This window comes from Neobacillus vireti (assembly GCF_001026695.1).
In the GTDB taxonomy this organism is placed as follows: domain Bacteria; phylum Bacillota; class Bacilli; order Bacillales; family Cytobacillaceae; genus Neobacillus; species Neobacillus vireti.
The window spans coordinates 16,000-29,352 of the sequence record NZ_LDNB01000001.1 but is presented as its reverse complement, the minus strand read 5'-3'; the positions used below and the strand labels follow the sequence as shown (position 1 = coordinate 29,352).

11 protein-coding genes are annotated in these 13,353 nt (G+C 41.0%); 3 read left to right on the top strand and 8 right to left on the bottom strand.

Features of this window, described 5'->3' with window-relative positions:
• Positions 1 to 12: 12 nt before the first annotated feature.
• From AA980_RS00125 to AA980_RS00105, 5 genes are all read right to left on the bottom strand, one after another.
• Positions 13 to 1,494: a DEAD/DEAH box helicase gene (locus AA980_RS00125; RefSeq protein WP_024030979.1), complete on the bottom strand. Its 1,482-nt coding sequence runs from the start codon at positions 1,492 to 1,494 to the stop codon at positions 13 to 15.
• Positions 1,495 to 1,844: 350 nt separating this feature from the next.
• Complete coding sequence (locus tag AA980_RS00120; protein ID WP_024030978.1) at positions 1,845 to 2,534, bottom strand: alpha/beta hydrolase; 690 nt, start codon at positions 2,532 to 2,534, stop codon at positions 1,845 to 1,847.
• A gap of 33 nt (positions 2,535 to 2,567) precedes the next feature.
• On the bottom strand, positions 2,568 to 3,947 hold the full coding sequence (locus AA980_RS00115) for a UDP-N-acetylmuramoyl-tripeptide--D-alanyl-D-alanine ligase (protein ID WP_024030977.1): 1,380 nt from the start codon (positions 3,945 to 3,947) through the stop codon (positions 2,568 to 2,570).
• A 103-nt stretch (positions 3,948 to 4,050) separates the two neighbouring features.
• The gene (locus AA980_RS00110) at positions 4,051 to 5,127 is read right to left on the bottom strand and encodes a D-alanine--D-alanine ligase (protein ID WP_024030976.1); all 1,077 of its coding nucleotides are present in this window, start codon (positions 5,125 to 5,127) and stop codon (positions 4,051 to 4,053) included.
• Between the two features lie 145 nt (positions 5,128 to 5,272).
• On the bottom strand, positions 5,273 to 6,049 hold the full coding sequence (locus AA980_RS00105; protein ID WP_024030975.1) for a hypothetical protein: 777 nt from the start codon (positions 6,047 to 6,049) through the stop codon (positions 5,273 to 5,275).
• Positions 6,050 to 6,514: 465 nt separating this feature from the next.
• Between AA980_RS00105 and mgtE the strand changes: the two genes are divergently transcribed.
• The 3 genes from mgtE (at position 6,515) to AA980_RS00090 (ending at position 10,110) form a co-directional block, all read left to right on the top strand.
• Entirely contained in the window at positions 6,515 to 7,873 is a 1,359-nt protein-coding gene (mgtE, locus tag AA980_RS00100) for a magnesium transporter (RefSeq protein ID WP_034724217.1), read from the top strand.
• A 321-nt stretch (positions 7,874 to 8,194) separates the two neighbouring features.
• Positions 8,195 to 9,382, top strand: a complete 1,188-nt coding sequence (locus AA980_RS00095) for an FtsW/RodA/SpoVE family cell cycle protein (protein ID WP_024028903.1) — start codon at positions 8,195 to 8,197, stop codon at positions 9,380 to 9,382.
• Between the two features lie 134 nt (positions 9,383 to 9,516).
• Positions 9,517 to 10,110, top strand: a complete 594-nt coding sequence (locus AA980_RS00090; RefSeq protein ID WP_024028902.1) for a DedA family protein — start codon at positions 9,517 to 9,519, stop codon at positions 10,108 to 10,110.
• 57 nt (positions 10,111 to 10,167) lie between these two features.
• Here the strand turns inward: AA980_RS00090 and AA980_RS00085 are convergent, their stop codons facing one another.
• From AA980_RS00085 to AA980_RS00075, 3 genes are all read right to left on the bottom strand, one after another.
• On the bottom strand, positions 10,168 to 11,346 hold the full coding sequence (locus tag AA980_RS00085; protein ID WP_024028901.1) for a NupC/NupG family nucleoside CNT transporter: 1,179 nt from the start codon (positions 11,344 to 11,346) through the stop codon (positions 10,168 to 10,170).
• A 229-nt stretch (positions 11,347 to 11,575) separates the two neighbouring features.
• A complete protein-coding gene (locus AA980_RS00080) occupies positions 11,576 to 12,769 on the bottom strand; it encodes an MFS transporter (RefSeq protein WP_024028900.1) in 1,194 nt (397 codons plus the stop codon).
• Between the two features lie 81 nt (positions 12,770 to 12,850).
• Positions 12,851 to 13,315: a DinB family protein gene (locus AA980_RS00075; RefSeq protein ID WP_024028899.1), complete on the bottom strand. Its 465-nt coding sequence runs from the start codon at positions 13,313 to 13,315 to the stop codon at positions 12,851 to 12,853.
• Between the last annotated feature and the right edge of the window lie 38 nt (positions 13,316 to 13,353).

Sequence of the window (13,353 nt, the reverse complement as noted above, 5' to 3'; positions counted from 1 at the left end):
TGCTTTTCTTTATTAATGATTAAAGGTTCTAGGCTTCGATGATTTGCCGCCGGTTCTTTTTTCACCGCTTCTTGGCTTGTACGGTGCTTTTTTTCTGTTGCGATCTCCGCTGTAAGACCCTCTAGAGTCGTCTCTTCTGCGGCGGTCACGGTCCTGCGGTTTTCTCTCTCTCTTTTGTGGAAGCTGTTCTTCTGTCAGTTTAATCGGTGTTGTATCCGGTTCTTTGGTCAACATTTTCAACACAGCTGCGACAACTGTTGAAGCATCATTTTCTTCCAGCAATTCTTGAGCTGCTGCCTTATAATAGTGCAGGTTGTTTGATTCAATCGTTTGGACGATTTTTTCAACAACTGCCTTTTGTTGGCCTTCTAATGCTTCATCTAGCGTAGGGGCCTTCATTTTTTCCATCTTACGTTTCGTTGTTCTTTCCACGACGGCAAGATAAGACTTTTCACGTGGTGTAATGAATGTTAAGGCGATACCTTTTTTACCGGCACGGCCCGTACGTCCGATACGGTGAACATAACTCTCTGGATCCTGAGGAATATCAAAGTTGTATACATGGGTAACCCCAGAAATATCAAGACCCCTTGCAGCGACATCTGTTGCCACAAGAACATCGATTGTACCTTCTTTAAACTTCCGAAGGACAGATAAACGTTTGGCCTGGCTTAAATCACCATGAATCCCTTCTGCCGTATATCCTCTTAACGTTAATGCTTCTGATAATTCATCAACACGGCGCTTTGTCCGGCCAAAAACAATCGCAAGCTCAGGTGATTGAATATCAAGCAGTCTTGTTAGCACATCGAATTTATTTCTTTCTTGCACTTCAAGGTAATATTGTTCAATCGAAGGCATGGTCAATTCTTTCGTTTTCACACGAACAATTTGCGGATCCTTCATGAACTTTTCAGCCATTCTTTGAATCGGTCCTGGCATGGTTGCTGAGAATAACAACGTCTGGCGCTCAGCTGGAGTCGCAGCAAGGATCGATTCAATGTCTTCAATAAAGCCCATATTTAACATTTCATCTGCTTCATCAAGAATCACTGTGGTTACTGTATCAAGGCGCATCGTTTTTCTATTAATATGATCAAGCACCCGGCCAGGAGTTCCAACGATGATGTGTGGGGCTTTTTTTAACGAACGGATTTGTCGGCTGATATCTTGTCCGCCGTAAATTGGAAGGACACGGACTCTTTTTCCGGATCCGATTTTGTAAAGCTCTTCCGATACTTGAATCGCTAATTCACGTGTTGGGGCAATAATAATCCCTTGAATGGCATCCTGTTTTACATCTACTTTTTCAACCAATGGAATCCCAAATGCAGCTGTTTTACCTGTTCCTGTTTGAGCTTGCCCGATCAAATCAATATTTTTTAAGCCCAATGGAATCGTCTCTGACTGGATTGGTGTTGCTTCCTCAAAACCCATCTTGAGAACAGCATTTAAAGTGGCCTGACTTAGGCCCAGTTCTTCAAACTTTGTCAATGTTTTCATTCTCCTTCATCTATTTGAAAATATTTTTGCAAAAACTTAGTGCGGAGGCGCCTTGGGCAGCCCCGACAAGCAAATGTTCTCAACCATATGAAGTCGGCACTATGACTTCATATGGTTGAGGTTATTTGACCTCGAGGGGCTAGGCGCCGGAGCCGGATAAGTGCTGAATATATTTCAAGTTACGCATCAAAATGCGGTAATAGGTACTTCTTTATTTTACCAAAAAAAAGACACTCTCCGCAGGAGTATGCCCTTTTCAATCGTTCTTTAGACACGTTGATGGTTATTGTACCACAATTGGTAGCAGCTTGCAATAAATACAAGTTTTAATCGTAGCATTATTACCGCTCCATCAAAAAGTCTAACACTTGAGAAAATAGGGCAGCGTTCTCCTCACAGTGACAAATAAGATGTTTGGATTGCTTAATAAACATCAGCTTTTTTTCCTGTGCACCTATGGTTCGATATAAGTATTCAGCACTTTTGGGCGGCACAATCCCGTCGCACTCACCTTGTGCAATTAACGTCGGCACTTTCACCTGATTTAACAACGGCTTAATAAAAGTAACTAGTCTGCGGAATTGCAAGGTAGCCGCAAAGGGGGTTTCTGTTATTTTTCTTTTATAGTGCAGAAATAATTCATTATCAAGCAAGTTTCCGTGCAGGGAATCTAAAATTGCCATTTTTATATCAGCAGCGAGCTGTTTTGGATTAATATAATATGCCGCGGCGCTTAGAAGAATCAGCTTTTTGACAGGATAATGAGCGGCTAGATAACTGGCAATAAGACCGCCCATGGAAAAACCAATCACATACACCTCATCACAAATTTCGCTGAGCTTGCCGAGTTCAACCCCAGCGTGATCTATCCACTCTTGGTAATGGATTCCCTTTAAAGAGCTAAGTTCCCCATGTCCCGGCAGCGTAGGAACGCTAAAAACCCAATCAGTCCGTTCCTGTAAATAACCGACAAGCGGCTCCACTTCATAAGGTGCACCCGTAAAGCCATGAATGCACAAACAGCCAATCATCCTTGCTCCACCTGCCAAATACTCCAGATTTTTTTATTTATTTTGAAGCACCATTACGATTTCTTCTAATTTCATACCCCGTGAAGCTTTCACCAAAACTAATGTGGCTTTATCGACATACTGTTCCAACTTTTGAATCAGTTCTTCCTTGTTTGTATAAGCAAACACTCGGTGTTCTCCTAAAACCTTGCTTGCTCCTTTAGCAATGGCTTTTCCCAATGTCCCAAAAGTGAACAGATAATCAATTTTATTGGCATCTAAGCCTTCGCCTATTTGCAAATGGTATTGCTCCTCTTGCGGTCCAAGCTCGAGCATGTCACCAAGCACAAGAATTTTTCGCCCATACCCCTGGATGTTGGCCACTAATTCGATTGCTGCCATCACGGAAGTCGGACTAGCGTTATAGGCATCATTGATAATCTTTTCCCCGCGCCGTCCCTCGACAAGCTCCATCCGCATATTTGTCAGCTTGATACCCGCTAAGCCCGCATTTATTTTTTCATATGGAATTGAAAAATACTGTGCAATCTCCATGGATGCCAGTGCATTTAAAATATTATGGGTTCCTAGAACAGGGAGCTCGAAGACAACTTCTGAACGGTTAATTTTGAAGCTGTTTCCTTGTTTTATTTGCGTTATTTCTGTCGGGTAGATATGATTGGTTTTATTTCTGCCAAAGGTTTGAACCCGGACATTGCCTTTAATTTGTTGAATTCGCTCCATAAGCAGCGGCTCATCACCATTTAGAACAGCCAGTCCACCATTTTGCAGTCCTTCTAAAATTTCAAGCTTCGCTTCTGCAATACCTTCCCGTGAACCAAGATCAAGCAGATGCGACTCACCAATATTCGTGATGACGACGGCATCAGGACAGGCAAGTTTCGTCAGGAACTCAATTTCGCCCCTGCCGCTCATCCCCATTTCCAAGACCGCAATTTCTGTATCCTCGCTTAAACCCAAGACGGTCAACGGAAGCCCAATATGGTTATTATAATTTCCTTCTGTTTTTTGCACCTTGTATTGGATAGATAAAAGACCGGCAGTCATATCCTTAGTCGTTGTTTTCCCATTACTTCCCGTAATCCCGACTACTTTAACAGGTAATTGTTTCCGATATTTCCGTGCAAGTTCCTGCAAGGCAACAAGGCAGTCATCAACCACAAGAATCGGCAAATCGGCCGGCGGGTTCGGAACATCCTTTTGCCAAAGGGCTGCGGCTGCACCCTTATGGATGGCTTCCTCGACATATTTATGACCGTCCGCATTCTCACCTTTAAAAGGAACAAACAAGTTCCCTGCTGCTATTTTGCGGGAATCAATCGTAACCCCCTTAATCATAACATCAGCAAACGGGCTGATATCATTTGCGGCAGAAACCATTTCCGCAATCTGCTTCAAAGAACGATTAATCATTTGATACCCTCCTTTTTTCAAATATAAACGGACACGGCATCTAAAGCCGTGTCTCCTAATGTTTTTTGTATCTTCCTTCAACGGCCAGCGACACTATTCGTTTTTAGAAAGTATACTTTATTTGTTGTTTTTCTTGATGCCTTTCTTTGGCAAGTTCGACAAGGCGCTCAATTAATTGCGGGTACTCCACGCCGGTGTGCTTCCACAAAAGTGGGAACATACTAAACGGTGTGAAGCCTGGCATGGTATTTACTTCATTGATTAATGCCTTTCCGTCCTTTGTTAAGAAGAAATCAGCACGAACGAGACCGGAGCAATCCAATGCTTTAAACGCTTGAATCGCCATTTCTTTTATCTGCTCATATTCTTCATCTTTAATGTCAGCCGGGATAATTAAGGCCGTATCGCCATCCTCATATTTAGCTTTATAGTCATAGAAATCCGTTTTCGGAACAATCTCACCGGGAATGGAGCATTCCGGATAGTCATTCCCTAGGATGCCAACCTCGATTTCACGAGCAACAACACCCTCTTCAATAATAACTTTACGGTCAAATTGAAATGCCTCCACGAAAGCCGTTTCTAGTTCAGCCCGATTCGTACATTTGCTAATACCAACACTCGAACCAAGATTTGCCGGCTTCACAAAACAAGGAAAACCGAGCTCAGCCTCAACTTTAGAGTAAGCCTCTTCTTTTGAGTGCTCCCATTCACTTTTAATAAAGGCAACGTAGTTTACTTGTGCGAGCCCGGCTTGCGCAAAGACATTTTTCATCATCACTTTATCCATTCCGGCGGCTGAAGCAAGCACCCCGTTCCCCACATATGGCACGTTTAGTAATTCTAATAATCCTTGTACTGTCCCGTCTTCCCCGTTTGGTCCGTGCAATAACGGGAAAATGACATCAAGCGGCGCTTCCTGTTTTTCAGCATGGAATAGTGATGGTGCAAGGGATAAAGGCGATAATTGATTGTCATTAGAAAACTCAAGTGCTTTAACATTGTCTACTGGCCCGCTAAGCTCTGGTCCTTTAATCCACTGACCTTCAACATTTATGTAAATAGGATGAATTTCAAATTTTTCAAGATCCAATGCTCGAATTACAGCAAGAGCTGTCTGCAGTGACACTTTATGCTCAGCCGATTTTCCTCCATATAATAAACCTAGTTTTGTTTTCATACCAAAACCTCCATATTCTCATTCACGTTTTTATTTTAACACTTTATTAAATCAGAAAGGAAATGCAGCAGTGTTTTTTCTATACAGTAATTTATGACATCTACTACTTGGTTAACTACAAAAAACCTCCCCAATGCGGGGAGATTTAAATGACCGTTAACTTCCATTCCTTTGTTTTTTTATCAAAGATAATTTTCGCATGGCAGGGTTTATTGGAGATTTGTTCGTATTCCTCGTACATATCATCCATATTCGCGAAATCGCCCATCACCCAAATGGGAATTTCAATTCTAGTGCGTTGATGGTCCGCGTCCCTTAAAGAAATGCAAATACCTTCTTTGATGAAGGGTGTTAACGACAGGAGGATTTCCTTATTCACTTGCGGATAATCACGTTTTTTCCTAATCCCAAGAATTGTTTTTTCCAGCTTTAGCTCCCCAAGCTTGCCGGCAATTACTCCACTTAGTAAATGAAAAAAATCCTTAAAACTTCGGTAATAGATTTTGTTTTGCCAGCCATCATCGTGTGCCAGGTAAACAAAACGATTGCCAAGTTTATTATAAAAAGGCAATTTTAAATGCTTCTTGTGATGCCCTAGAAACAGTAATTCAGCCATTTCTTGGTCAGAAAGTTCATTTAATACTTCTTCCTCAAGAAAATCTATCCAGCAGAAATCTCCGTATCCATAAACATCTTCCCGCGCTAATTTGTTAATTCTTTCTTCCGGACAATATTCGAGTTGGGTATGCATATTAAAATCAGCGTCATCAAAACGATGCTTTAATAAAAGCAATTGATTTAATGAACCTGAAAAAGCAGCAGCAAATTCACCGAATTCGATACCGTAGGACAATACATACTGATCTGATTGATTTAAATGGACATAGATGAGATCCCGTATGTCTTGATGATGCTTTTTCAAAGCCAAACTCCTCCGTTCAAACTTGGGCTAAATGATAATAAAAAGACAATTTCCATGAAACTGCCAAATAGTCTTGTCAATACTTCCTCATTTTATCAAATAATAGGATAAATAGCTTATTTCAATTCTTTTACAAATAATATTTTTTGATTAACAACAGGGCTTTAATCTTTCCAATCGTTAACAATGTCAAGAATTCGATTTTCTTCCTGTTATTACATATACTATCTTTAAGGTTCAATAAACTATTAATCGGATTTTTATTTTTTGGCTGTGTTAAAGAACATTGTTGATTATGAGCACAATGTTGAGTGGAAGGNGACAGGTGAGACCCCGCAGGCGCTTTAGCGCCGAGGAGGCTCACCGCCCGCCCCGCGAACCGCTCGCGCCTGGAACGGAGATCAACATTCCCTTTTAACACAGCCTATTTTTAAACCGCACCATGGGAAAGGAGCGTGTGCAAGTATGATTAAAGATATGACGCAAGATGAAATTACCTTATATATCATTAAAACGCTAAAGGAAAACAAAAAGGTAGAATTTGAAGCTGTAATTGAAGAGCTTCATCCCTATGATGTCGCCAAGATCTATCAGGACTTACCAGAGAAACATAAAGGGAGATTTTTATTATTTTTGAAATTTGACGTCCTTGCTGACCTGATGGAAGAGCTTGATAAGGAAGAACAGCTCGATTTATTAAACAAGCTCGGCATTGAAAAATCCAGTAAGGTCCTCGATTTAATGGATAATGATGACTTAGCATCATTATTAAATGAGCTGTCCCCAGAAAAAAAGGATTCCCTTCTCTCAGGGATGAAGACAGAAGAGTCCAATGCCGTTAAAGGAATTATGAATTATCCACCGGAAACAGCGGGTAGAATCATGACGAACCGCTTTGTCTGGATTCGCGATTATTTCTCCGTTAGAGAAGCAGTCGATAAGTTTAAAGTTTTTGCTGAATTCGCTGAATCGATTAACTATTTGTATGTTATTGATGAAGCACGAAAGCTGGTTGGCGTTGTTTCTTACCGGGATTTACTGCTAGCAGAGCCAGAGGAAAAAATCCGCACGATTATGTATGAGCGGGTAATTTCCGTTACCGCAGCTGCTGACCAAGAGGTAGTCGCAAAAATAGCGGAACGCTATGATTTCTTAGCAATCCCAGTGGTTGATGTGGACAATGTCCTTGTCGGGATTGTCACGGTCGATGACATCATCGATATCGTAATCAAGGAAGCAAATGAAGATATTGAAAAGCTATCGGCATCAGGTAAATCGATTGACTTTGAAACGAAAACGCTCGTTGCTGCAGCAAGGAGGCTTCCATGGCTGATTTTATTATTATTCATTGGTCTTATATCGGGTAGAATCATCTCCAGCTTTGAGGATACACTCCAGCAGGTCGTTGCCCTCGCCTTTTTTATGCCGATGATTGCCGGAATGACCGGGAATACAGGTACACAATCGCTTGCGGTCGTTGTACGCGGGCTAATTTCACACGATATTGATAAAGGTGTCGTTACCCGTTTAGTGATGCGGGAACTCGGCGTGGGCATAACCATCGGGGTGACATGTGCAATCCTAATCTCGATTATCGCTTATATTTGGCAGGGCAATCTAATATTAGGCGCTGTTGTTGGCTGTTCACTTTTCTTCACGCTCATTATCGGGACACTTGCTGGAACGATTATTCCGCTCATTCTTTACCGGTTCAAGATTGACCCAGCAGTGGCGTCAGGACCGCTGATTACCACCTTAAATGATATCTTTTCCTTGCTCACCTATTTCGGAATTGCAACGATGTTTTTAAAGCATTTAATGTAGAAAAGCGCAAGCGCCCTGGTCTGCGGCGTATGGCCTGGAGCTCTCCAACTGAGATAAAGGAAACACGAAGAGCAGAGCGCATTCGTGCTTGACTTATCGTAGGGCGGAGAGCGAAGGACATTAGCCGCTAGGGCGCTGGAGCTGGACAATTCTCGAAGTCCAAAGATATATTCTGATATTAAGAGAATGTTGAAACATTTACCGGTGAAAATCGTCATGTTCTATAGATGGTTGTAATATTTTCCCTGAATAGGCTATTGTGAGCAAACTCTTAATTTGCTAGGCTAGAAGGGAATGATCATAGAAAAATGGGTGTAGCTAATGGACAAACAAATGAAAAAAGCAGATCGTTTTGATTGGACGTTAACATTATTATTGTTTCTTTTTTTCCTTGTTAGCTGTGCGGCCATTTATAGCGCCCAAGCCTCGGGACAATATGGCGGGAAAAACTTTTTAGTCATGCAAATTTTTTGGTATATTATCGGTGCCGCTATTATATCCGTTGCCATCTTTATCGATGGCTATCAATATAAGCGGCTTTCCTGGTTTTTATATGGTTTCGGTCTCATTTTACTAATTGCCGTTTACGCTGCACCGGAATCAATCGCACCTGTCAGAAACGGAGCGAAAAGCTGGTTTGTCATTAAAGGAATCGGGCAGATTCAGCCTTCGGAATTCGTCAAAACCTTTTTAATTTTAGCCCTAAGCCGTGTCATTACATCCCACCAAGAAAAGCATCTTGAAAAATCACTGAAGACTGATTTTCTTTTACTATTAAAATTAGGAATCACAACGGCTGTTCCGCTAGGATTAATCATGCTCCAGCCCGACCTTGGGACAGGGCTTGTCATTTTATCAATTTTAACAGGGCTTATCTTTATTTCGGGGATTTCGTGGAAAATCATTATCCCCATCTACAGTGCAGGTGCATCGCTCGCTGCGCTTATTTTCTATCTTGTTTTAATCAAGCCTGATTTTCTTGAAAAATACCTCCACGTACAAACCTATCAATTTAACCGAATTTATGCCTGGATTGACCCAGAGAATTACGCAACTGATTCAAGCTATCACTTACTAAAATCAATGAGGGCGATTGGCTCAGGACTAATAACCGGCAAAGGTTTCGGCAATCGCGAGGTGTATATTCCGGAGGCTCATACCGACTTTATCTTCAGCGTTATTGGCGAAGAGTACGGCTTTGTTGGCGGCAGTATTGTAGTTGGGCTCTTCTTCCTGCTCATCTATCATTTAATCAAGACCTCATTGGACACCAAGGATCCGTTTAATACCTATGTTTGTACAGGCATTATTAGCGTGATCACCTTTCATGTCTTTCAAAATATCGGTATGACGATTCAAGTGCTGCCAATCACGGGGATACCGCTGCCATTTATCAGCTATGGCGGCAGCTCGCTTATGGGAAATATGTTTGCCATGGGTCTTATATACAGCATTCGTTACCATCATAAAACCTATTTGTTTTCCTCAGAGAATTCTTTAAGTCAGTAGGCAGGAGCACCGGGTTCCGTTGTTTTTTTTACTATTTAGGCATATTCGAAGGAAAAAACTATATTTATTTCTTTATGAGGAAAACTGTTATAAACTTAATAAGGTTATAAATAATACATTAGCGAAGGTGGACTATGACAGAATTTATTAACAATATTTTAGAATTCTTATCCCATTTAGGATACTTCGGTATTGCCTTAGGATTAATGATTGAGATCATCCCAAGTGAAATTGTTTTAGGCTACGGCGGCTATATGGTCTCGCAAGGACATTTGAATTTTGTCGGAGCCGTTATTGCCGGAACCATCGGCGGTACGATTGCCCAGCTTTTTTTATATTGGGCCGGATATTACGGCGGCAGACCCTTTTTGGAGAAATACGGAAAATACGTACTTATTAAAAAGAGTCATATTGATCTTGCCGAGCAATGGTTTACTAAATATGGCGCCGGAGTTATTTTCTCCGCACGTTTCATTCCCGTTGTAAGACACGCGATTTCGATTCCAGCAGGAATTGCAAAAATGTCAGCTAAAAGGTTTACTCTATACACAGTGGCAGCTGTTTTGCCGTGGACGATTATATTCCTTTATGTAGGGAAGGTCCTCGGTAGTAACTGGGGCGATATTAAAGATAAAGCACATCCTTATGTACTGCCAACTGTAATTGCGGCAGTTGTATTAGGTGCCATTTATTTTATTATAAAGAAAACAAAGAAAACCACCGATTAAATGCACGGTGGTTTTCTTCTTATAAAAATTCCCGTTGAGCCATGTATCATAAGAAGATTATAGCATCAGGCCGGTGATAGCTGCTGTTAAAAGACTTACAAGCGTCGCTCCGTAAAGTAATTTAAGGCCAAATCTTGCAACAACGTTCCCTTTTTTCTCGTTTAAGCCCTTCACTGCCCCAGCAATAATCCCAATCGATGAGAAATTTGCAAAGGAAACGAGGAATACGGAGACGATACCAATTGTTTTATTTGATAAAGAATGGCTGACTTTGCCTAAATCGATCATCGCGACAAACTCATTGGACAACAATTTGGTTGCCATAATTGTCCCAGCCTCCACTATATCGGATGCAGGCACGCCGACGATAAAGGCGAACGGTGCAAACAAATAGCCTAGCGCTACTTGGAAACTAATCCCGAAAATTCCAGCAAATACATGGTTAATCAAGCTAATTAAGGCAACAAAACCAATTAGCATTGCTCCAACAATAATAGCCACTTTAAAACCATCTAATATATATTCACCAAGCATTTCAAAAAATGTTTGTTTTTCTTCTTGGATATCAAAAATATCTTCTTCCTCACTAACTACATACGGGTTAATGATATTGGCAATGATAAATCCTCCAAATAGGTTTAAAACCAGCGCCGTTATGACGTACTTCGCGTCAATCATTGTCATATAGGCCCCTAAAATCGAAGCTGAAACCGTTGACATTGCCGACGTACACAAAGTATATAGCCGATGCTGCGGCAGATGAGGAAGTAGTTTTTTTACTGAAATAAAAACTTCTGATTGTCCAAAAACAGCCGAGGCGACGGCATTATAGGATTCTAACTTTCCCAGACCATTTATCTTGCTCAAGATTAAACCAAGATAACGTATGATGATTGGGAGCACCTTGATGTGCTGCGCGATTCCTATTAGCACGGAAATAAACACAATTGGCATTAGAACATTTAGGAAGAAAGGCATTTCTCCCTTATTGGCTATTCCACCAAAAACAAAATTAATTCCGTCAGCCGCATAAGTTAGAAGATATTCAAACAATGCCGATATCCCTTTAATGATTAAAAGACCAAATTCGGTATTTAGCAACACAAATGCCAGAATTAGCTGCAAAATGATCATAATGACAATCGGCTTAAACTTAATTCCTTTCTTATTGTAACTGACGATATAGGCGAGTAAAAAAATAATCGCAAGCGCCGCTAAAAAAATTATAAATTTCAAATCTTTTTCTCCCTTTCCTGGTGTCAGATTAATTAAGTAATGAAGTGAGAAATAATCGAAATAATTCGACAAAAATCGACAGAATTTCTACACACAAATTTGATTATAAAATTATAATAGAATGGCTGTCAATTCAAACAGATAAAGTAACAATATTCAGGTTTCCCCCACTTTTCAAATTTATCCTTCTTTCTAATTCAAAAAGAAAAGCAGCTTTATCAATAGCTGCTTAATCCTCTTGGACCATCTTTAAACGATCTTTATATAAGAAACAGAAATAAAGTATCATCGAAATAAAAACGGATATCGCTGCCGCTAGATAAATACTGCTGTAGCTGAATAGGTAGCCAATCTGGCCGAACACGATGGCTCCTGTACCAATTCCTAAATCAAAAAAGGAAAAGAAGGTGGCATTTGCCATTCCCCTTCGATTTAATGGCGCTTTTTCTATTGACCATGCCTGCAGGGCAGGCTGTACCGTGCCAAAACCAAGACCATACAGACAAGCTGCTGTATAAAGAATGGCGCTATTAGGAAGCCAGGCTAACAAAAGCATCGCTGCCAAAATCAACATAGTTCCAGGGATATATACCGCCCGATGCCCCTTCCGGTCATATAGTTGACCGGCAAATGTTCTTGTCACCATTAAGGCGATAGCATACAGAAGGAAGTACCATTGAATACCTCCGATGTGTTCTTTTGCTGTGTATAACGGCAGAAAGGAGGCAATTCCGCCAAACGTTACCGTCAGAAAGAACATCAGCATGGATGGTCTCAGTGCACTTTTTTCATATAAATCGAGCTTAGCATTTGTTTTTTTCGGTTGTGGCTCCACTTTTTTGTAGCTTATTCTTGAGGACAATAGAAAAGCAACTAGTCCTAAACCGGCACAAATTAAGAAAAAGAATTGAAATGATAGGCTCCCGTTTGTTAAAGCAAGCCCGAGCGCCGGACCGAAAGCGAGTGCCAAATTCCCCGATAAGCCATAATAACCCATTCCCTCGCCTCTTCTTGATGGAGGGATTAAGTCGGTTGCGATTGTTCCCGACGCTGTCGTTGAAAATCCCCAGCCTACCCCTTGCACCACACGCATGACAAAAAGAAGCGCGATACTCGTAAGGAAGCCAAATGAACCGACAGATAGGACAAAAATCGCTAAACCGATTAAATAAACAAAGCCTCTCCCCTTTGTTTCAAGCGCATGCCCTGCAACAGGACGCAGAAGCAGGGCTGAGAAGGTAAAGATGCCGACAACAACGCCAATTAATTGATCATTGCCGCCTAATTGTTCAACAAAAAGGGGAATGGTCGGCAGTGTCATCTGAAAGCCAAGAAAGATAAAAAAGTTAGCAAATACAATAAGTACAAAATCCTTTGTCCAGATCTTTTCCTTAGGTCCTTCATTTATCATCTGTTTATCCATTTCTGCAGAGGACTTCCTTCCTATATAAATGAAAAAACGTCTCTACGGTTAGTAGAAACGAACTTTCATTAGATTGTTTTTTTACGATTGGGTCTTTTCTATCACACGCTTCATGGCTTGAATTTGTCCTAAGTGCAGCGACTCATGGAAGACTGCAAAGTTAGCGAGTTCACCAAAGGTTTCTTGACTGAGGAACGGTGTTTGCAGTTTTTCACTGAAACTCTCTGCTGGAATTTCTTTAATCCTTCTTAATTGCTCCTTAAGCTGCGTTGACAATTCCTGCACCGATGGAACGTCACCATTCCAATCAGCCGGTTTCGTGCCAGTCGCAAATAACTCCATATAGTTTGCTGGCAGATTGGTTGATTTTTTGGGAAAACCGAACATAAATTGTTCCGTTACAGTTAATGCATGGCCAATGTGCCAGTGAATCGTATTGTTAAATCCCTCAGGCTGCACATCAACAAGGCTTTCATCAAGTGCAGCTACGTTTTTCAAGAAATAGTTCCTCGTTAACTCAAAGCTCTTAAATAATAATTCACTCATTTCAATTTTCCCCTTTCTAATTTGCCTAGCTATAGTTT

Bases quoted from the DNA above. Each gene is read 5' to 3' on its own strand.
- mgtE (WP_034724217.1), top strand. From the start codon at position 6,515: ATGATTAAAGATATGACGCAAGATGAAATTACCTTATATATCATTAAA.
- AA980_RS00075 (WP_024028899.1), bottom strand. From the start codon at position 13,315: ATGAGTGAATTATTATTTAAGAGCTTTGAGTTAACGAGGAACTATTTC.
- AA980_RS00110 (WP_024030976.1), bottom strand. From the start codon at position 5,127: ATGAAAACAAAACTAGGTTTATTATATGGAGGAAAATCGGCTGAGCAT.
- AA980_RS00120 (WP_024030978.1), bottom strand. From the start codon at position 2,534: ATGATTGGCTGTTTGTGCATTCATGGCTTTACGGGTGCACCTTATGAA.
- AA980_RS00095 (WP_024028903.1), top strand. From the start codon at position 8,195: ATGGACAAACAAATGAAAAAAGCAGATCGTTTTGATTGGACGTTAACA.
- AA980_RS00090 (WP_024028902.1), top strand. From the start codon at position 9,517: ATGACAGAATTTATTAACAATATTTTAGAATTCTTATCCCATTTAGGA.
- AA980_RS00115 (WP_024030977.1), bottom strand. From the start codon at position 3,947: ATGATTAATCGTTCTTTGAAGCAGATTGCGGAAATGGTTTCTGCCGCA.
- AA980_RS00080 (WP_024028900.1), bottom strand. From the start codon at position 12,769: ATGGATAAACAGATGATAAATGAAGGACCTAAGGAAAAGATCTGGACA.